Source organism: Pseudomonas sp. GW822-FHT03F08 (assembly GCF_058801265.1).
In genome coordinates this window covers 75369-94016 of the sequence record NZ_JBXANC010000011.1, presented here as the reverse complement: position 1 = coordinate 94016, position 18648 = coordinate 75369, and the positions used below count along the sequence as shown (strand labels likewise).

General features: G+C 59.2%; 19 protein-coding genes. 6 read left to right on the top strand and 13 right to left on the bottom strand.

What is annotated here, in order from left to right; all coding sequences use genetic code 11:
* Positions 1 to 66 precede the first annotated feature (66 nt).
* Both galU and AC1RME_RS25090 read left to right on the top strand, forming a co-directional pair.
* A complete protein-coding gene (gene galU / locus AC1RME_RS25095; RefSeq protein WP_085733509.1) occupies positions 67 to 900 on the top strand; it encodes a UTP--glucose-1-phosphate uridylyltransferase GalU in 834 nt (277 codons plus the stop codon).
* A gap of 31 nt (positions 901 to 931) precedes the next feature.
* Positions 932 to 1342, top strand: coding sequence for a phosphohexomutase domain-containing protein (locus AC1RME_RS25090; protein ID WP_273539485.1), 411 nt, complete (start codon positions 932 to 934; stop codon positions 1340 to 1342).
* A gap of 4 nt (positions 1343 to 1346) precedes the next feature.
* Here the strand turns inward: AC1RME_RS25090 and AC1RME_RS25085 are convergent, their stop codons facing one another.
* Genes AC1RME_RS25085 through AC1RME_RS25050 form a run of 8 tightly spaced genes read right to left on the bottom strand, consistent with a single transcriptional unit; the run spans position 1347 to position 10829 of the window.
* A complete protein-coding gene (locus AC1RME_RS25085; protein WP_493091888.1) occupies positions 1347 to 2483 on the bottom strand; it encodes an SGNH/GDSL hydrolase family protein in 1137 nt (378 codons plus the stop codon).
* Positions 2483 to 3535, bottom strand: coding sequence for an acyltransferase family protein (locus AC1RME_RS25080; protein ID WP_493091886.1), 1053 nt, complete (start codon positions 3533 to 3535; stop codon positions 2483 to 2485). The genes AC1RME_RS25085 and AC1RME_RS25080 overlap by 1 nt, the downstream gene beginning before the upstream one ends.
* A 12-nt stretch (positions 3536 to 3547) precedes the next feature.
* Positions 3548 to 4651 (bottom strand): hypothetical protein, encoded by a 1104-nt coding sequence (locus tag AC1RME_RS25075; protein WP_102621831.1) that lies wholly within the window; start codon positions 4649 to 4651, stop codon positions 3548 to 3550.
* On the bottom strand, positions 4642 to 5874 hold the full coding sequence (locus AC1RME_RS25070) for an MATE family efflux transporter (RefSeq protein WP_493091885.1): 1233 nt from the start codon (positions 5872 to 5874) through the stop codon (positions 4642 to 4644). Before AC1RME_RS25070 ends, AC1RME_RS25075 begins: the two co-directional genes overlap by 10 nt.
* On the bottom strand, positions 5871 to 6983 hold the full coding sequence (locus AC1RME_RS25065; protein ID WP_096822064.1) for a polysaccharide pyruvyl transferase family protein: 1113 nt from the start codon (positions 6981 to 6983) through the stop codon (positions 5871 to 5873). Before AC1RME_RS25065 ends, AC1RME_RS25070 begins: the two co-directional genes overlap by 4 nt.
* 14 nt (positions 6984 to 6997) lie before the next feature.
* Positions 6998 to 8080 carry a glycosyltransferase gene (locus AC1RME_RS25060; RefSeq protein WP_493091884.1) on the bottom strand — a complete coding sequence of 361 codons (1083 nt, stop codon included), beginning with the start codon at positions 8078 to 8080 and terminating at the stop codon, positions 6998 to 7000.
* A gap of 41 nt (positions 8081 to 8121) precedes the next feature.
* Entirely contained in the window at positions 8122 to 10350 is a 2229-nt protein-coding gene (locus tag AC1RME_RS25055; RefSeq protein WP_493091882.1) for a polysaccharide biosynthesis tyrosine autokinase, read from the bottom strand.
* A gap of 38 nt (positions 10351 to 10388) precedes the next feature.
* Complete coding sequence (locus AC1RME_RS25050; protein WP_096822067.1) at positions 10389 to 10829, bottom strand: low molecular weight protein-tyrosine-phosphatase; 441 nt, start codon at positions 10827 to 10829, stop codon at positions 10389 to 10391.
* A 303-nt stretch (positions 10830 to 11132) separates the two neighbouring features.
* Between AC1RME_RS25050 and AC1RME_RS25045 the strand changes: the two genes are divergently transcribed.
* Both AC1RME_RS25045 and tal read left to right on the top strand, forming a co-directional pair.
* Positions 11133 to 12098, top strand: a complete 966-nt coding sequence (locus AC1RME_RS25045) for a cellulase family glycosylhydrolase (protein WP_096822068.1) — start codon at positions 11133 to 11135, stop codon at positions 12096 to 12098.
* A gap of 202 nt (positions 12099 to 12300) precedes the next feature.
* Entirely contained in the window at positions 12301 to 13227 is a 927-nt protein-coding gene (gene tal / locus AC1RME_RS25040) for a transaldolase (RefSeq protein WP_096822069.1), read from the top strand.
* A 72-nt stretch (positions 13228 to 13299) separates the two neighbouring features.
* On the opposite strand, the gene rssC is transcribed toward tal, so the two are convergent.
* From rssC to AC1RME_RS25025, 3 genes are all read right to left on the bottom strand, one after another.
* Positions 13300 to 13782, bottom strand: coding sequence for an anti-sigma factor antagonist RssC (gene rssC / locus AC1RME_RS25035; RefSeq protein ID WP_042560140.1), 483 nt, complete (start codon positions 13780 to 13782; stop codon positions 13300 to 13302).
* Positions 13782 to 14963 carry a two-component system response regulator RssB gene (rssB, locus tag AC1RME_RS25030; RefSeq protein ID WP_096822070.1) on the bottom strand — a complete coding sequence of 394 codons (1182 nt, stop codon included), beginning with the start codon at positions 14961 to 14963 and terminating at the stop codon, positions 13782 to 13784. The genes rssC and rssB overlap by 1 nt, the downstream gene beginning before the upstream one ends.
* A 322-nt stretch (positions 14964 to 15285) precedes the next feature.
* Positions 15286 to 15975 carry an MlaA family lipoprotein gene (locus AC1RME_RS25025; protein ID WP_096822071.1) on the bottom strand — a complete coding sequence of 230 codons (690 nt, stop codon included), beginning with the start codon at positions 15973 to 15975 and terminating at the stop codon, positions 15286 to 15288.
* A 184-nt stretch (positions 15976 to 16159) separates the two neighbouring features.
* Between AC1RME_RS25025 and pcrP the strand changes: the two genes are divergently transcribed.
* Positions 16160 to 16780: an HAD superfamily inactivated hydrolase PcrP gene (gene pcrP / locus AC1RME_RS25020; protein WP_096822072.1), complete on the top strand. Its 621-nt coding sequence runs from the start codon at positions 16160 to 16162 to the stop codon at positions 16778 to 16780.
* A 108-nt stretch (positions 16781 to 16888) separates the two neighbouring features.
* Complete coding sequence (locus AC1RME_RS25015) at positions 16889 to 17152, top strand: DUF4404 family protein (RefSeq protein WP_096822073.1); 264 nt, start codon at positions 16889 to 16891, stop codon at positions 17150 to 17152.
* A 68-nt stretch (positions 17153 to 17220) separates the two neighbouring features.
* Here AC1RME_RS25015 and queF read toward each other — a convergent pair whose 3' ends face one another.
* Both queF and copI read right to left on the bottom strand, forming a co-directional pair.
* Positions 17221 to 18051, bottom strand: a complete 831-nt coding sequence (gene queF / locus AC1RME_RS25010) for an NADPH-dependent 7-cyano-7-deazaguanine reductase QueF (protein WP_096822074.1) — start codon at positions 18049 to 18051, stop codon at positions 17221 to 17223.
* A gap of 61 nt (positions 18052 to 18112) precedes the next feature.
* The gene (gene copI / locus AC1RME_RS25005) at positions 18113 to 18646 is read right to left on the bottom strand and encodes a copper-resistant cuproprotein CopI (RefSeq protein ID WP_096822075.1); all 534 of its coding nucleotides are present in this window, start codon (positions 18644 to 18646) and stop codon (positions 18113 to 18115) included.
* Positions 18647 to 18648 lie beyond the last annotated feature (2 nt).

Sequence of the window (18648 nt, the reverse complement as noted above, 5' to 3'; positions counted from 1 at the left end):
ACTTGCAACTTTTCTTTATTGCAATGTAACCGATGGCTGTATGCCATGAATGTCCAGGAAACTTCTATGATTCGTAAATGTTTGTTCCCCGCTGCCGGCTATGGCACGCGTTTCTTGCCGGCCACCAAAGCCATGCCCAAAGAGATGCTGCCGATCGTCAACAAGCCGTTGATCGAATACGCCGTTGAAGAAGCACGGGACGCCGGCCTGCAGCACATGGCAATCGTCACCGGACGGGGCAAGCGCGCGCTGGAAGACCACTTCGACATCAGCTACGAACTCGAACACCAGATTCGCGGCACCGAGAAAGAGAAGTTTCTGGCCGGCACTCGCGAGTTGATCGACACCTGCACCTTCTCCTACACCCGCCAGGTGGAAATGAAAGGCCTGGGTCACGCGATTCTCAGCGGTCGTCCGTTGATCGGTGACGAACCCTTCGCCGTGGTCCTGGCCGACGACCTGTGCCTGAACCTCGAAGGTGACGGCGTGCTCACGCAGATGATCCAGCTCTACAAGAAATTCCGCTGCTCGATCGTGGCCATCCAGGAAGTCCCGCGCGATCAGACTCACAAGTACGGCGTGATCGCCGGCGAGGCGATTTCCGACGGTATCTACCGGGTCAATCACATGGTGGAAAAACCCGCGCCACAGGACGCCCCATCGAACCTGGCGATCATCGGCCGCTACATCCTGACGCCCGACATCTTCGACCTGATCGCCGACACCGAGCCGGGCAAGGGCGGGGAAATCCAGATCACCGATGCCCTGATGAAACAGGCGCAGAACGGTTGCGTGCTGGCCTACAAATTCAAGGGCCTGCGCTTTGACTGCGGCGACGCCGAGGGTTACCTGCAGGCGACCAACTTCTGCTACGAGAACGTCTACCTCAAGGGCCGTTAAACCGCCCCCGCGCACATCCGACGAGGCAATCATGAACATCGCACAACATTCGACAGACATTGAACGGGAGGTGGACAACCTCGGGGTGATGAGCTGGTTGTCTCGTCATCAGCCGTTGCCCAGCGCCAACGAATCCTGGCTCGGGACCATCCTGCTGGTGGAGCGGATCGGCATGTTTCCTTCATCCGGGGACATTCGCCGGCCGCTGCGCGATCCCTATCCCCTGCTCGCCCATCTGAAACGGATCTACGGTGAACAGGCGCTGGAGGTCGATGACCGCGACGGCCTGAAAGTGATTTTCAGCGACTGGCGATTCCGGGTGCGCATCTGCTGCAACGACCCGGCGATCATCATCACTGTGGAAACCCGCTGCGTGACGCAGTTGATGCCGCAAAAGACCGCAGAGCTTCTGGGTCACGTGGACAACTTCGACAAGGGCTGAGCCCTTATTCCGAGGCGGCGCCGCAGGAAGCCCCGTGGTTGCCGCCGACGATCATCCGATAGAAGTAATCGGCAATCACCTTCCCGCCCGTGGCCGGCACCGGATGTATCTTGTCCGGGCCGATCATCGCCGCCGCGTAACGTTTGACGTCCGTACCGAACGCGCATTGCAGATTGGCGTAGCCCAGATGCTGCTCACGAGCCCAGGGCTCCAACACCTGCGCATACGCCGACATCGGATAGGCACTGGAGCGCGTGGTGTCCTGGCGCATGATCAGGTTGACGCTCGCTGTTGGCTGAATCTCGCGGACCATCCCGACCAGGCCCTGAACGTTTTTCAGGTACTGCTCCGGTTTCACCCCGAAACCCTGATCGTTACCACCGAGCATGATCAGGTAGATGTCCGCGGGGATCTTCGAGACCACCGCCTTCCACTGCGCCTGCCATTGACCGTCGCCATGATAAAAGTCGGCAGAGGCCGCACCCGACGCCGCCAGTTTCGACACCCGCAAACCGGCCTGATCGTTGCTCATCCACAGACCGAACAGCGTTGGCGCGCCCTTCACCACTTCCAGCCTGAACGCCCAATCCGTCGCGGCGGAGATGCCTGACAACGGGACTTCCTGAACACCGGCACCGGTCAGTTTCAACGGCTGCCAGGATTGCGAGGGCGCCCAACGATAGCGGATTTCATTGGGTTCGCCGTTGCCGAGATAGAGCAGTTTTGCCTGGGTGACGGCGGTGTTTATCGTTTCACTCGGGTGAGCATCGACTTGCAGCCATGCACCGGGCCTTCCGGTTACGGTGCGGCTGTCGGGGCTGGCCTGGCCGAGGCTCGACACCTGCCAGTCACCGCCGAAGTACTTTTCGCTGCTGCGGGTGTATTTGAAGTGGCTGCCGCCCAGCGCCGCGCCATGGTTGAAACCGACATAACCGGGGCCGGCAAAACCGACTTCCCCGACCAGCCGCTGCACCAGTTTGTTCAGATAGAAATCCTGCCCGGCGCTGTAGCTGTCACCGATCACCGAGACCGACAGAACCTTCCCGGCCTTGCCTTCGCGCCACTGGGCAAACCGCTGGCGAGCGTCGCCGACTTCGACCACCGATGCCGCGACCGGCGCGGCATCATCCACTGCAACCATCAAACACTTCCTTTAGCCGAGACTTGCGCCGGGGAGACGTTCCCCGCCGGTATTTTCGCCGCCGCACGCTCGCCCAGAAACAGCACCGAAGTGAAGTTGAACCGACTGAAGATCGTCGACAGCAACACCGGCCCGAGCAACCCGCAAACCACACCGCAGAACACTAGAACGCTTTCGTCCTTGATGCCCAGGCGTCCGAGCACCGAACGCGATGTCGCGGCGAACAGCACATGAAACAGGAAAATCGCGTAAGAGTAACCACCGAGCCAGGTCAGCGCCTTCGAGCGCATGTCACTCGACAGCAACGCAAAGCAAGACACGCAACCCACCGTCAGGCCGATCAGGCTGCGACGGTCGATGATCAGCTCGCGATCCAGCGCCGCGATGTACAACAGCGTCAGGGAAATCAGCACGAACACCAACGGGCCGAGCACTTTGAATCGCTGCTTCAGCGCGCTGACGTTCTCCTGCCCGATCATCCCCGCCACGAAGAACGGCAACAGATAAGTCGCCCCATTGATGCCGAACGCATCGAACTTGAACGGCGGCAGCAGAAACACGGCGGCGGAGAATGCGAACAGCAGGTACAAACGCGTCGCCGAACGCAGCAAGCCACGCCATTCCAGCAGGCCGACAAACATGAAGATGATGAACACCGCCTGCAAGAACCAGAAGTGGTTGATCGGCACAAAGAACGACAACAACGCATCGATCACGCCGACGTCCTTGTTCACGCCCGGTCCCACCGCCTGCAACACGGAAAACGGCACACCCACGCAAAACAGCGGCACGATCAGCCGCCGCACCTTGCCGGTGAAGAACGCCGAAAAGTCATTGCCGCGAATCTTGTAGATGGAATAGATGTAACCCGAGATAAAGGTGAACAGCGGCATGCGCACGTACACCATCGAATCGGCGATCACCCGGAACGGCGAGCCGATATCGATCTTCAAACCGCCGCCCAACGGGCCGATCACGTGATAGAGCACCAGCAACAGGCACGCGAGGCCGCGCAGGGTTTCGATCTCCAGCGACTTTTTCTTGCTCGACATAAAACACCCGCCTCAATTCAGAATTCTTGACTCGACCTGCACCGGTTTGTTCGCCCGCAACATCAACCCCAGGCCCACGAACAGCACCGGCACCACCATCGAAAAGTGTCGGGCGAACGAGCCGAAGTCCGGTTCGAACAAGCCTTGAACCAGCAGAAACGCCAGAGGAATCGCGATCAGTTCCTTGGGCTTGGTCTGGATCGGCGCGCCTTTGTAATCGGTCGAGGTGATGACTTTGAACAGCAGCAAAGCGGTCATGATCATCAACGCCACGAAGATCACCTGACCCGGCCCGGACAGCAGGATCAGCTCCACGGGGAACGACAACCGGAAGAAGATGATCATCGAATCCAGGGCCTGCGAGACGAAGTCGCTACCACTGAGCCACGAGACGATCAGCGACTTGGAACCCTCCTCGCCCGCCGTGCGCAGTTCGTTGTTGCTGGCGCGAATCGACGACACCGGAAAGCCCAGCGCCAACTGAATCGCCATGGCCACCGCCAGATAGAACAGGAACAGCATCAGGAAGAAGGTCATGCGCGACACGTACTTCTTCATCATGCAGACGCCGACCCAGGACAGCGAAAACAGAATCCAGTAGGGCCGGATCAGCACGCCGTAGATCACCGCCGACAGGAAAAATCCGCCGCGGTATTTGCGCGTCAGCGAGCTGAACAGAATGCTCAGCACCGCCACCGACACGATGATTTCCTTGGTCAGGTTTTCCAGGAAAAACGAGCGGACGATGCCCCACAGGCATAGCGTGCCGAAGATCGCCAGCGGCATGCGCCGGAACACCACCACGGGAATCGCCGTAAGGAAGAAATTGCAGAACATCCCGTAGGCCCAGGCGTTGGTCAGGTTGATCCCGGTGGGCCGCAACAGGAACGCCGAACACTCGTAGGACGAGCGATCCGGCGAGAACGGGTTCCAGAAATTGCAGTTGTCGGCCCGGGCATAAGACGACCACAAAGTCATCGCATCCGGGCCGGGATCGCGGGGGATCAGCAACGGCATGGCCACCGACAGAAACAGGCCGGTGAACAGGATCAGGAACGACAGCGACGAGTCGAGTTTCTTGCCGCGAAACTCGATGCACGGCAGTTTCAGGCCCATGACACGACAGCCTTTTTCGCGCGCGTGGCACGGGTCAGCAGCGCAATCACGCCGAGTTGCACGATGATCCCGAAGACGTTGCCCCAGGCCGCGCCGTAGATCGAATAATGCTTGATCAGCAGGTAGCTGACCGGCACCGAAATCAGCAGGCAAATGGCCGAACTGGCGAGGGATACCCGGCTGTTTTTCGACGCGATCAAGCCACCCCAGACGATGTCGCCAATGGCGCGCAGGGCGAAGGAAAAGATCAGTACGCCGAGGATCCCGTTGTCCGGACGCGGCACCGCCGTTGCGACGTAATCGAGCACGATGTTGAAGAACAGGTAAATCAACACCGCCACCCCGGCCGACACCACCAGCGAGCGCATGACCCACTTGTTCACGAACAGCTGGGTGACCGTGAACGGTTGTTGATCCGCCTGATAACGCTTGGCGAGCACCGGAATGCCAACCACCGCCACCACCGCGTAGGACAACGCCTGCAAGGTGTTGGCCGCCGACCAGGCGTACACGTATTTACCGAGGCTGGCGTAGGGTTCCAGGTCGATGATCAGAAAGCGCTCGGCATACTGACTCAACGCGATCAGACCGGTGCCCAGGTAAAACGGCAACCCGGCTTTCCAAACGGTCGCCGTCGCCAGCGTCCCTTCTTCGCGCCCACGATGGACGTTCACCACGATCAGATAACCGGTGAAGATCACCAACACGTTGGCGATGACCCACAGCCACAACACGCTGGCGATCCCGGACACCCAGCCGAGCATCATTCCGCCCACGGCCAGCAGTGCCCAAAGACCCGTTTTGATGAAAAACAGCAGCGCACCCGCCGTAGCCTTCTGCGCAGAAAACACAAACGAGTTGATCTCGAACGACAGGTGCTCGGTCAGCAGCACCAGCGTCACACAGGCGATCAATGCCGTCGTCGCCTCAACCTGCTGGAACAGCGAATAGATCAGCACGGTCACCACCGACAACAGCAACCCCACGGCCAGGTACAGCAGCAGAACCTTGTCGACGACCCGCTTCGAGCTGCCGCCGACACTGATCAACCGATTGATCTCGGAGCTGAAACCGACGCTGTAGAACTTCGACGCGATCAACGACGCCGCGACCACCACGCCGTAGAAACCCAGCGCCTCGTAACCGAGGTAATGGGTGATGGCGAGCACCAGCAAGAACTTCGCGCCCAGTGCTCCGCCGCGCAGCAACAAGCGGAATATCATCGAATGACGCCCTTGATGATGTCGTCCATGGCCACGGTTTTCGCCTCGATTTCACGGCAGGTGTCGGTCAGGCGTTTGCCGAAGTTCGACAGCGCGTTCGGCGCAAAAACCGTGTCGATGATGGTGTCGACATTGATGTCGCCGCCGTTGATCACCCAGTCCTCGACGCCCATGTCCTGATAGGCGCCGAAGCCTTTGCGCTCGTAGCTGATGTGATACGCCGGCACGCCCGAGAGCAGCGATTCGATGGCGCCGTGCAGGCGTACGGAAATCACCAGGTCCGGTTGGTATTTGGCCAGCGTGGCCTTCAATGGCAGCAGGTCTTCGGTGATGCCCAGTTCGCGATAGAACGCGCCGTCATCATTACCGCGCACAGCGCTCTGCACCGCGCAGACCACTTTGCTTTTGTTCTTCAAACGCTGCAGAAGCACCTTCAGATTGGCTACGTAGGCGAGCTTCTTTTCCTTGCTCCATGCCGGTGGTTTGCGCAGCACTACGCACACTGTGGCCGGCGTGGAGGCGCAGCGGGTGAACTTGGGTTGCTGAAGGATTTTGCCGGCCAGGGCCTGCACCGCGAGATCCGGTGCGCGGTACACATTTTCGCAGGCATCGAACAGCGCCGAGGAACGGTTATCGCGCACGAACACCGCATCGGCGCTGGCGTAGTGGCCGACGATCTTGTCGCTCTCACCGTGGAACGGCCCGATGCTTTGCGGCAGGTACACCGACGGCACTTTGCTGAGGATCGCGGTTTCCAGTTGCTTGGCGTGGCCCAGTTTCAGCTTGATGTGTTCGAAGGCGCTTTTGGAACGCATGTAGCCGCCACCGACGCCGACGATCAGATCGGTTTTCTTCAACAGATCCGCGAGCCCGGCATAGGACTGATTGAGGAAAACCGCTTGCTTGACCCGGCCCAGGCCCTTGGCCGCCATGACCGGCGCATCGAAGCGCGGGTGCGGCAGGTATTTGAAAGAGTCCGGATCGGAGGCCACGACACTGATCGCGGTGTCCTCGCCAAAATTGCGCTGCACCAGCGCGATGGCCAGATCGACCAGCAGACCATCGCCGGAATTGGAGGCACTGTAGCCATGCAAAATCGTTACGTTCATGAGCGTAGTTCTACTTAATAAGAGGGAGCGGAATACACGTCGTAGGTCTGGCGGATCATCAACGCGGCGCTGAAGCGCTCGCGGACGATGCGTCGACCTTCGAGGCCAAGGACCGACAACGCGGGTTTCTGGATCTGCTTCAGGCGATCGGCCAACGCGTGGTGATCACCGGTGGGGAACACGTAGCCGGACACCCCGTGAGTGACCAGTTCCGGCAGCGAGGTGCAGTCGCTGGCGATCACCGGCAGGCCCAGCGCCATGCCTTCCAGCGGCACCATGGCAAAGCCTTCCCAGCGACTCGGGACGATCAGCGCATCGGCCTGCTGATACAGCGCGTTGACTTCGGCCGGCGTGACCCACGGCAGGTATTGAACGCCGTCCATTGGCGGGCACTCGACCGTTGCCTCGTTGACCGCACTGCCGACCACCGTCAGTTTCAGATCGTTGCGCCCGGCCTTGGCATAGGCCTTGAGCAGCACGTCGAAGCCTTTCTGATAGTCGAGCCGACCGACGAAGAGCAGATGAATCGGCTGCGGATCCTCGGTTTTGCGCGCGTCATCCTTGGGATGAATGCCGTTGTAGATCAGCCGCATGCGCTTGCGCTCGATGCCGAACGCTGCGGCTTTGTCCATCTCGTACTGGCTGACGCAGATGATCGTGTCGGTGACCTTCTGCAACACCCGCTCGATCCACGCATAGACTTTCTGCTTGATCGGCGAGCTTTCCATCAGGAACGAAAAGGCATGCGGGCAATAGACGATTTTCGGTTTGCGCCACGGCCGCAAAAGCACGCACACGCAACGGCCGATCACCCCGGAAAACGTACTGTGCAGATGCACGACATCGGGTTTTTCCTTGAGCATCACTTGCGTCAGGCGCCAGGCAAAACGCAGCAGCGAAGGCACATTGCGCCCGGTTCGATCGAAAGTACGGATCTGCTGCGGCGCGATGCCGTGCAGTTCCTTTTCCTGATCCTGCGGCACCAGATACACCAGCTCGTAGTTGGCGCTCTCCTCTTCCGGAGACGCGGAAATCGTGCGGATCACCGTCGCGACGCCACCTTTTATCGTTTCAGCCACGTGCAGTATTTTTTTCACAACCCACCCACTTTCTTGCCGGTAAGGACAATCACTGATTTTCAGGACTTGTCGGACGCGTATTCGTAGTTGTAATAGCCGTAGCTGCCGTTGCCGTAGTAACTGGCCGCACGCTTCTCGACGCCGTTGAACACCGCGCCTTTCAACTCGATGCCGTTCTGGGCGAAGCGGCGAATCGTCAGTTCGATCTCTTTGGCCGGGTTCACCCCGAAGCGCGCGACGATCAGGCTGATGCCTGCCTCACGACCGACAATCGCCGCATCCGTCACCGCCAGCAGCGGCGGTGTGTCGATGATCACCACGTCATAACGCTCGCTGAGTTGCGCCAACAGTTCGCGGAAATTGGCGTGCATCAACAGCTCGGATGGATTGGGCGGCACCTGACCACGGCTGATGAAGTGCAGGTTGTCGACTTCGACCTTGTTGATTGCCTGCTCGAGGGTGCAGCGTTTGACCAGCAGGTCCGACAAGCCGTTGGTGATCGGCGTGTTCAGCGACTTGTGCAGATGCCCCTTGCGCATGTCGGCATCGATCAGCACCACCCGCTGTCCGCTCTGCGCCATGACTGCCGCAAGGTTGGAAGACACAAAGGTCTTGCCGACCTGCGGGCTCGGGCCGGAAATCATGATGCGGTTGTTGGTCGAATCCAGCGCCGCGAAATGCAGGCAGGTGCGCAGGCTGCGGATCGACTCGATGGACAGGTCCGTCGGATTGCGCAGGGCCAACAGATACGCCGGTGTATCCACCGTGACCTTGGCGCGGACTTTCTTGGTGTCCTCTTCCTGTTGCAGGGCGCTGTAGGGAATCGACGCGTAGACCGGCAGACCGAGCTGCTCGATGGCTTCCGGCCCTTCCAGGCCCTTGCTCAGCGACTTGCGCAACAGCACCAGGGCCACGCCGACGAAAGCGCCGAGGAAGGTCGCGATCAACACGATCAGGGCTTTCTTCGGTTTGACCGGGCTGGTCAGGTCGACGTCTGCCGTATCCACCAGACGCACGTTACCCACGGCGCCGGCGCGGATGATGTCCAGCTCCTGGGATTTGTTCAGCAACTGGGTGTAGATCTGCGAAGCGACTTCGACATCGCGGGTCAGGTTGAGCAGTTCCTGTTGTGTGGCTGGCAGGTCCTGGACCTTGCCTTCCAGCGACCGCTGTTGCTGGGTCAACTCACCAATCTGGGTCATCAACGCACGATAGGCCGGATGCTGTTTGGTGAACTTGCGATCCATCTCCGCCTGTTGCAGTTTCAGCTCGGAAATCCGCGTTTCGAGGGCGACGGACTGGCCGAGCACCGATTGGGTTTCCAGGGAGATATTCACGGTCTTGCCGCGAGTCTGGTAGGCGTTGAGCGCATCGCTGGCCTTGGCCAGATCGCGTTTGACCTGCGGCAACTGACTTTGCAGGAAGGCCAGGCTCTGCGCCGCTTCGGCCGAGGTGCGGCGTACGTTCTGATCGACGTACAGCGACGCGATCTTGTTGAGGATCTTCACCGCTTCAGCGGCGTCGCTGCTGGCCAGGGCCAGACGGATGATCCCCGACTCCTTGCCCTGCTCGGAAATATCCAGCGCGTCCTGATAACCCTGGATGGTCACGATTCGTGGGTAGCGCACCACTTCGAAACGGGTACCGGGGTTGGCCAACAGTTGTGTGATCTGCCCTTCTACGCCGTCCTGCGCGAAGGCTTCGCCGGCAACGCCTTCTGCCAACAGGTTGTCGTTGTCATCGAATAGCTGGAAGCGATGCTGCTCGCCGGCGATCAGGCTGAGTTTCTTGCCCAGCAGCTCCTTGGGCAGATCGAGCCGGGAAAACTCCAGGCGCTCACCGCCCCAGGCGTAGCTGTTCAGGCCGAAACGCGGCGGTGCGACGCTGAATTCGGTCTCACCGCGATAACGACGGGAGAGAAAGCCGCCGATCACCGGAAAAGTATTCGGGGTGACATCGATGTCCAGGCGCAGATCGTCGACCGTCTTGCCGATCACTGCACGGGATTTGATGATCCCGATCTCGGTCACGGACGGCGATTGCCCGCCCAGCATGCTGTTGAGATCGGAAAAACCGAGCATGTCGTTCTTCTTCGGTTCGACCTGTACCAGCGCGTTGGCCAGATACACCGGCGTGGCCAGAATCGCGTAGGCAACGCCAGTCATCATGAACGCGCCGGTGAAGGCGCCGATCAACCATTTCTGATCGATCAAACTGCCAAATATGCCGAGAAGATCAATACTGTCTTGATCGTTGTCACGGGTGCCGACTACTGACGGTAACTGCATAAGTCTTTCTTACCATTCACTGTTCTGAAGAATATTCATCAATGCCCGAGGCGTTGTGCCCATGAGCCAACAGCATCTTCAATCAATGCATGGGCATGAATAAAAGCGGCCTGCCCTTGACGATACGGATCCTGTATTTCTCGCTCGTTCTGCCACTTGCCGAGAAGAAACACTTTGCCTCTGGCGTGAGAGGCAATCTTCAGTACTTGTTTTACATGTTCTTTTTCCATGACCAGAATCAGGTCTGATTCATTGACGATGTCTGCTGTCAGTTGCCGCGCCTTGAACCCTTCGGCGCTCTGTCCACGGTCTTCCAGCACCTGACGGGCCGTTCTCTCCATGGACTCGCCAACCCGTGCAGACAGGCCTGCGGAGGTGACCGTGATCGTCGAGGGCGCCAGCGCGTTACGCAGCAACAGTTCAGCTGTCGGACTTCGGCAAATATTGCCCACGCAGACGACAAGGATCTTTCTGAACAAGGTTTACATTCCCGTGTAATGTCAATCGGCCAACATGCCGTGTGGATTGAAATAAACCCACCGGACTTTCCTGCATTCGGAAATAGATTCGCCTGTTAGTACCGGTGCATTAAGTACCACGGGGTCTAAAAGTCACCCAACCAGAATTACCGGACTAAAAATAACTGTGATTTTCAGGGTATTTTCCCGACCGAAGTTTTCCGACAAAAAATAACATCGGTGCACTTTGTACCGTTGCGACGCTCTAAAAACGTGCGATGTGATAACCAATGGCCAGTGTCATTTCTAACAAGGAACACAGAAATGAAATCAACACACCTCAAACGGCTTGCCGCCCTGACCCTGTCGGTGCTCGGTGTCACCAGCCAGGTTCACGCCACTGAACTGTTCCCTGAACTGCCCGCCAACAAGACCATTGGCGTGCAGGTGAAGATCCAGACCTTTTCCCCCACCGACGCTGCAAAGATCAAAGCGGCCGGCCTGGGTTTCGTGCGTTTTGGTGTCTGGACGGACAGCCTGGGTGACCCCGGCTATCAAAAACAGGTCAACGATGCCTTTGCGACCGCCCGGGCAGCCGGCCTGCCGGTGCTGCTGACCGTACGTTCGACCCAGGCGCTGACCTCTGCACCCGGCAACAACCGCGATTTCACCTCGGCCGGTGAGACGTTCGCCCGCGCGGTGACGACCCTGGAGAAAGAATATGGCCCGCAACTGGTCGCCATCGAGATATGGAATGAGCCGGATCTGGACACCTACTGGCCAACCGGCAATTTCAGCACCACGTTCGCGCCCTTCATGACCGCTGTGTGTAAAACGCTGCAGGGAAATCCACCGTCGACACCCCTGATCGGCTTCGGCTTCGCCCGCCCACCGAGTGACAGCTCTGCATCAACGGCGGCACTGAACAGCATCGTCAGTGCCTACCCCAAATGCCTGAGTGCGATTTCCTATCACCCGTACGGCATGACCACGACGCAGATCAGCAACGCACAGACGTTCATCCAGCAGAAATTCCATCTACCGGGCGTCATCAGTGAATGGGGCGTGTCGTCACTCGCCTCCAATGGCGGGAATGCAGGGCAGGCCAGCAAAATCGGCGCGTTCGTCACCGATATGAAAAGGCTCAACATCCCGCTGACGTCGATTTACGAATGGAAAGACACCGCGTCGGGCAGCAATGACCGGGAAAGGAACTTCGGCATGCTGAACGCCGACGGCCAGCCAAAACCTGCGGAAGTCACGGTTAAAGCCGAGCTCAATCCTATGTAATCAGCTGGCCCACAGAGTACTGACGGTCAGATGCCTTGAACCTGTGGCCGGTTTTGGCATCGTATTTATCGACATCGCGCCCCGATCATTCAAACAGCCGTTTTCAGGTTGTTGCCCACGGGGCAATCGATACATCCACATGCCCTTGAGTGGCCGTCAGCGCTCGGGTAATGTCGTCAGACCCATAGGACAGAGCACGCTCATGACTTCCAAGCTGGAACAACTCAAACAATTCACCACCGTGGTTGCCGACACCGGCGACTTCGAAGCGATTGCCCGGGTCAAACCGGTCGACGCCACCACCAACCCTTCCCTGCTCCTCAAGGCCGCGGCCATTCCGGCCTATGCCGAGCTGCTGAACGCCGCTGTTCGCGACTGCAAGGGCGATGTCGGCCTGGCCAGCGACCGCTTTGGCGTCGCGGTGGGTCAGGAAATCCTCAAAGTGATTCCGGGCCGCATTTCCACTGAAGTGGATGCACGTCTGTCGTTCGACAAGGACGCGATGCTCAAGCGTGCGCACCGTCTGATCGAGCTGTACGACAAGGCCGGCATCGGCCGTGACCGCGTGCTGATCAAGATCGCCTCGACCTGGGAAGGCATCCGCGCCGCCGAAGTGCTGGAGAAGGAAGGCATCCAGACCAACCTGACCCTGCTGTTCTCCTTCGCTCAGGCCGCTGCATGCGCCGATGCCGGCGTGTTCCTGATTTCGCCGTTCGTGGGCCGCATCTACGACTGGTACAAGAAGGCCAACGGCAACGACTACACCGGCGCCGATGATCCGGGCGTGCAGTCCGTCACGCGCATCTACAACTACTACAAGGCCAATGACTACAAGACCGTGGTCATGGGCGCGAGCTTCCGCAACCTCAATCAGATCGAGCAACTGGCTGGCTGCGACCGCCTGACCATCAGCCCGGACCTGATCGACAAACTGGCGGCAGACACCGGCAAACTGGAGCGCAAACTGGCTCCAGGTCACGCTGGCGAAGCACGCCTGAGCCTCAATGAATCGCAATTCCGCTGGTTGTCCAACGAAGACGCGATGGCCACCGAGAAGCTGGCCGAAGGCATTCGTCAGTTTGCCCGCGACCAGGAAAAACTCGAGGCGCTGCTGCAAGCCAAGCTGTAATGGGCTGACGGCAAACGCAAAAAGGGCGAACCCTCACAGGTTCGCCCTTTTTTGTGCCTGATGGCGGGTGAATCAATGCCTTTCGAGGGCATTCACCAGATCATGGAAGGCTTCGCGATTGGAGTCGTTCAGGCCCATGAGGATCTTGTGCGCTTCAAGCACCTTGATCCGCACGACTTCCTCCGACTGATCCTGATCCGGCAGGTCATCGAGACATTCCGGGCAAGGCACGGGATGGTTGACGATATTGAACACCTGCTCGAAACCCATCGATTGCAGCAGACGGGTGATGTCGTCGTGGGTGGTGACCACGGTCGGCAGCAGGCCGACCTTCTGCCGCGACAGGATCGACAGCTTGGCCAGCAGGCCCAGCGTGGTGCTGTCGATGCTGCGGGTTTCGGTCAGATCGATCACGATCGCGTTGAAATTCAGCGCGGTGAAGATCTTCTCAATAGTCGCATCCAACGCCGAACACAGGGTCAGGCGAACTTCACCGACGAACTTCAGGACGAAGGTGCCGTCCTGTTCGGCGAACTGGATTCTACCGGTACTCATTAAAGATTCCTGCTCAACACCAACAAGGCGATATCATCCGGCATCTCCCCTAGCGTGGCCAATCCAAAAACCTGCCGCAGGCCATCCAGGCTGCCGCCCGCCGACTTGACCCGTTGGGGCAAGGCAGCTTCTTTCTCTTTGAGTGTGGGTTCTGGCAAAAGATCCAGAATGCCATCAGACATCAGCGTCAGGCTGAACGTCGGTGGCAGCTCGAGCACGTGATCTTCGTAGGTGGCTTCATTGAAAAGCCCCACGGGCAGACCGCGCCCCTCGAGGTAGCGAACACTGTCAGGCGTGTACAACACAGGCAACGGCAGATGGCCGCCGATGCTATAGGTCAACAAACCGGTCTCCTCGTCGATGACTCCACCGACCATTGTGACGTGTTTACCCAGCTTACAACTGATCAGCCCCCGGTTGATATGACCAAGGACTTCCGAAGGCTTGAATTCCGGCAAGGTGCCGTTGCGCTTGGACTCGAACAGCAGGCGCGTGGTCATGAACTTCAGCAGGACGGTGACGAAGGCCGAAGAGGCGCCATGGCCCGAGACGTCCGCCAGGTAGAACGCGACCCGACGCTCGTCCACCCGGAAATAGTCGACAAAATCACCCGACAGGTACAGCGACGGAATGATCTGGTGGGCGAACTTGAATTCGTCGATGGTCCACGGGCTGACCGGCAGCATGTTCATCTGCACCTGGCGACCGGCGTTCTGGTCTTCCTGGAGCAGGTTCAGGCTGGCTTCGAGCTCACGGTTGGCCTTTTCCAGCTTCTCGCGGTAGCGCTGGTTTTCCAGCAGCAGGCGCGCACGATCCAGGGCCCGGCGCACGGAGTGCTCGAGCACGGCCAGATCTTCGAGAGGCTTGATCAGGTAATCCGCCGCACCCAGGCGCAGGGCCTCGACCGCGTCGTTCATCACGCCGGCACCCGAAACCACGATCACAGGAGTCTGTGGTGACCGCTCGGTGACCTGACGGATGAGTTCGAGACCGCCCATCTGCGGCATGCGCAGATCGCAGATGACCAAGTCGGGCTTGTCTTGCTCGAATACCTGAAGACCCTGCTGACCGTTACTGGCCTGCAAGACGCTGAAACCACTGTCTTCCAAATAGGCCGCGAGGCTCGCGCGCACTACTTCGTCATCATCGATTATCAGCAGCGTGGCACTGGTTTTTGGCATGTGGGCAAACGGCGCCAGAATTAGGTTGGCGTAGCAGGCGGGGCAACGGCCCGGCGCAGACTACTGGATTCGCTTTCTAGCCTCTCTGCTGCACCGTTTCAGAGCGTTCGCCCTGTACACGGTTGCACCAGAGGTGCCCTTCTAAGGCGCAGACGGTACTCCCATCCGAGAGGCGTTTCAAGCATGCGCCGATGGTCGCTTGGAGACTTTGTTTGTCAAATCACTCGCAGTTATAAGAACGGCTTCAACCGTAACCCAATCATTGGACGCGCCCACAAAAAAGGCGACCTTGCGGTCGCCCCTTCATGTCGATCAATCGAGATCAAAAATCGTCTTCGACGTGACCGTCCTTGACCTTGAACTCGCGGTTCTGCAGGTAGGCATTGCGGATGAAGGTGTACTTGTCGCCGCTGATCAGCTTCTCGCTGGACAGCAGGCTGGCGCGGGTGTCGACGATGTTCAGGCCGTAGATGGTGTTACGCGCCGGGATGTCGTTCATATAGCGGTACGGTGCGGTGTAGGTGTCGACGTACTTGGACGGCGCGTCACGCAGAGTGCTCGGGCCCAGCAACGGCAGCATCACGTACGGACCGCTGCTGACGCCCCAGTAGCCGAGAGTCTGGCCGAAGTCTTCGTCGCTGCGATGCAGGCCCATCTTGGTGCCGACGTCGAAGAAGCCGAGCAGGCCGAAGGTGGTGTTGAAGATCAGGCGCGCGGTGTCGACACCGGCAGCGGCCGGTTTGGCCTGCAGAATGTTGTTCGCCAGGTTGGTGATGTCACCGACGTTGCGGAACATGTTGTGGATGCCGTCTTCCAGGAATTGCGGCGTTACATATTCATAGCCCTGCGCCAGAGGTTTCAGCGCGTAGGTGTCGACGAAATCGTTGAACTGGAAGATCGGACGGTTGACGCTTTCCCAAGGGTCTTCTTCCGTTGCAGCGTTAGCGGCGAACGGCACCAGCATCACGCTGGCACATACACAAAGCTGAGCGAGAGGGTTGCTCCAGCGCATAGAAAACTCCTTGGATTGTACATACGCGGCAAGCGGGCCACGGTTATAAGAGGTGCAGTATAAGACGGAAACAAGGTTTTAGGCATTCCAGCATGAACACCTCTGTAGGACGGTGCGTCATGCGCTTGTCATCCAACTGTCACCGGCGATGCTTAGCCTGACTTCTATTTCAGGGACGTTTTCCATGCCTCAAGCCGAAGCCTTGCCCCTGTCCGCCCCCAACCTGACGGCCGTGCTGTTCGGGCTCAGCGGTTGCCTGGTGGACTTCGGCGCCCGCGCCCGTCATCACGCCAGCCCCGGCACAGAGCATGCCGACGCCACGCCAGGCGCGCTCGACAGCCTGCGCAGCCTGCAGCGCCAACTGATCCCCTGCGCCTGGCTCGATGACTTGCCCCCTGCCCTCACCCAGGTGCTGGCATCCGGATTGCCGGGCTGGATCAAACCCTCGCAACATCCCGCAACAAACAATCCATGGCCGGCGCCGAATGCCTGCTGGCAAGCCTTGATGGCGTTGAATGTCGATCGCCTGGACGGCTGCGTGCTGGTCAGCGGTGAACCGCGCTTGCTGCAATCGGGCTTGAATGCCGGGCTGTGGACCATTGGCCTGGCCTCCTGTGGCTCACTCTGCGGCCTGGCCCCGAGCGAATGGCAAGCCCTCAGTCAGAAAGAACGCGAACAACTGCGCGGCAAGGCCACTGTGCAATTGTTCGGCCTGGGCGTGCACTCGGTGATCGATCACCTGGGCGATCTCGATACCTGCCTGGCAGACATCAGCCTGCGCCGCCTCAAAGGCGAAAAGCCCTGACCGGGATCATGCAGGTTCATCGAGAGTGGATTAGTCTTAAGGAGAGCCATAGACCTTTGGCGCACGGCTGCGGTCTATGCCAGTGCCTCTCGATAAAAGGAAAACACCATGCCCGCCCGCGAACTGCAAGAACAGCTCAACACCCTGCGCGAGCAACTGGATCAGAATCCGCCGCTTACAGAAGAAGAGCGCGAACATCTTCGTGAGCTTATGGCGCAGATCGAATCCCAAATCAAACTGGAGAGCGCGACGCAGGACGCCAGCATCGCCGATGGCGTGAATCTGGCAGTTGATCGCTTCGAGCTCGAACACCCTGCTATTGCGGGCACCCTGCGCAATATCGTCAATGCGCTGGGCAGCATGGGCATCTGATCGCCCTCCCCTGAAATGCAAAAAGCCCTGCCAGCAATGGCAGGGCTTTTTCATGTCCGCTTTGCAGGTTACTGACGAACCAGACGATGGTTCGGCAACTGCACGCTTTCAGTGCTGCGGTACGGATTGATATCCAGCCCGCCCCGGCGCACGTAACGTGCGAACACCGTCAGTTTTTCCGGCTTCAGCAAACGCTGCAGGTCGAGGAAAATCCGCTCAACGCATTGCTCGTGGAAGTCCGAATGCTGGCGGAAGCTGACGATGTATTCCAGCAGGCTGGCGTGATCCAGCGCCGCCCCCCGGTACTCCACGACTACACTGCCCCAGTCCGGCTGGCTGGTCACCGGGCAATTGGACTTGAGCAGATGGCTGTGCACGCTCTCCTCCACCACCCGCGAATCATCGCAACGCAGCAGTTCAGGACGCGGATGTTCGTAGTTGCTGACACTGATATCCAGATCGTCGATGCACACGCCCGGCAGCGCGACGACGCCTTCGGCTTCAACGTCTTTCAGGCTGCGAACCCGCACGCCCACGGGCTTGCCGGCAGCGGCGGACAAGTCCTTGACCAGCGTCGCTTCCAGGCTCGCGACGTCGGCGAACGGCGTCTGGTTCAACGAGTTCAGGTACAGCTTGAACGACTTGGATTCGATGATGTTCGGCGAGTCCGCCGGAATGCTGAATTCGCCGATCGCCACCACCGGTTTGCCCGACGGCAGCAACCACGACAGTTCGAAGCAGTTCCAGAAATCCACGCCTTTATACGGCAGGGTCTCGGCGGTCAGGCCCAGCTCGGCCCACTTCGCGGTGCGCGGGATCGGAAACAGCAGGGACGGTGTGTAAGTGGCGATGTATTCGCTGGACTTGCCCAGCGGCGAATGTTCGGCTGCGGGATGCATGGCGGAAACCTGACTGAAGAATCAGCGGATTCTATCAGCCTTTGCTCCCGCCTTTGAGTGCTTACTGACTGACAGTCAGTTTGCCGACCATTCCGGCCTGGTAATGCCCGGGAATGTTGCAGGCAAACTCCAGGTTCACGGCTTTGCTGAAGGTCCAGGTCAGCTCGGCGGTCTTACCCGGTTCGACCAGTACGCTGTTAGGGTCGTCATGCTTCATGACGTGCCCCATCGAGGCATGATCCATGCCCGCCATGTCGTGGGACATTTCTTTCATGCCGGTCGGCGTCAGCATGCCGCTTTGCTGCATCTGCAGCATTTCCTGCTGATGCTTGGCATGCATCGCCGCGTCGCCGAGGTTGAATTCATGCAGTAACTGGCCTTTATTCACCAAGACAAAGCGAATGGTCTCACCGGCCTTGATCTCGATGGCCTTCGGATCGAACGTCATGTCGCCCATCACCACTTCAATGCTGCGGCTGGCCTTGGCGGCCGGGGCGGGTTGGCCGAAGTCATAGGTGTGCGCAGGGTCGGCCCAGACGGATGAGCTCAACGCCAGCAGACAGGCGGCGACGGCCAGAGGGTTGCGCAAAAACATAG

What these genes read in the sequence shown, in the direction of transcription:
- AC1RME_RS25065 (WP_096822064.1), bottom strand. Translation starts at nt 6,983, where the DNA reads ATGAACGTAACGATTTTGCATGGCTACAGTGCCTCCAATTCCGGCGAT.
- AC1RME_RS25070 (WP_493091885.1), bottom strand. Translation starts at nt 5,874, where the DNA reads ATGATATTCCGCTTGTTGCTGCGCGGCGGAGCACTGGGCGCGAAGTTC.
- tal (WP_096822069.1), top strand. Translation starts at nt 12,301, where the DNA reads ATGACTTCCAAGCTGGAACAACTCAAACAATTCACCACCGTGGTTGCC.
- AC1RME_RS25075 (WP_102621831.1), bottom strand. Translation starts at nt 4,651, where the DNA reads ATGGGCCTGAAACTGCCGTGCATCGAGTTTCGCGGCAAGAAACTCGAC.
- AC1RME_RS25025 (WP_096822071.1), bottom strand. Translation starts at nt 15,975, where the DNA reads ATGCGCTGGAGCAACCCTCTCGCTCAGCTTTGTGTATGTGCCAGCGTG.
- AC1RME_RS25090 (WP_273539485.1), top strand. Translation starts at nt 932, where the DNA reads ATGAACATCGCACAACATTCGACAGACATTGAACGGGAGGTGGACAAC.
- pcrP (WP_096822072.1), top strand. Translation starts at nt 16,160, where the DNA reads ATGCCTCAAGCCGAAGCCTTGCCCCTGTCCGCCCCCAACCTGACGGCC.
- galU (WP_085733509.1), top strand. Translation starts at nt 67, where the DNA reads ATGATTCGTAAATGTTTGTTCCCCGCTGCCGGCTATGGCACGCGTTTC.
- AC1RME_RS25015 (WP_096822073.1), top strand. Translation starts at nt 16,889, where the DNA reads ATGCCCGCCCGCGAACTGCAAGAACAGCTCAACACCCTGCGCGAGCAA.
- rssB (WP_096822070.1), bottom strand. Translation starts at nt 14,963, where the DNA reads ATGCCAAAAACCAGTGCCACGCTGCTGATAATCGATGATGACGAAGTA.
- AC1RME_RS25080 (WP_493091886.1), bottom strand. Translation starts at nt 3,535, where the DNA reads ATGTCGAGCAAGAAAAAGTCGCTGGAGATCGAAACCCTGCGCGGCCTC.
- AC1RME_RS25045 (WP_096822068.1), top strand. Translation starts at nt 11,133, where the DNA reads ATGAAATCAACACACCTCAAACGGCTTGCCGCCCTGACCCTGTCGGTG.
- AC1RME_RS25085 (WP_493091888.1), bottom strand. Translation starts at nt 2,483, where the DNA reads ATGGTTGCAGTGGATGATGCCGCGCCGGTCGCGGCATCGGTGGTCGAA.
- queF (WP_096822074.1), bottom strand. Translation starts at nt 18,051, where the DNA reads ATGCATCCCGCAGCCGAACATTCGCCGCTGGGCAAGTCCAGCGAATAC.
- AC1RME_RS25055 (WP_493091882.1), bottom strand. Translation starts at nt 10,350, where the DNA reads ATGCAGTTACCGTCAGTAGTCGGCACCCGTGACAACGATCAAGACAGT.
- rssC (WP_042560140.1), bottom strand. Translation starts at nt 13,782, where the DNA reads ATGAGTACCGGTAGAATCCAGTTCGCCGAACAGGACGGCACCTTCGTC.
- copI (WP_096822075.1), bottom strand. Translation starts at nt 18,646, where the DNA reads ATGTTTTTGCGCAACCCTCTGGCCGTCGCCGCCTGTCTGCTGGCGTTG.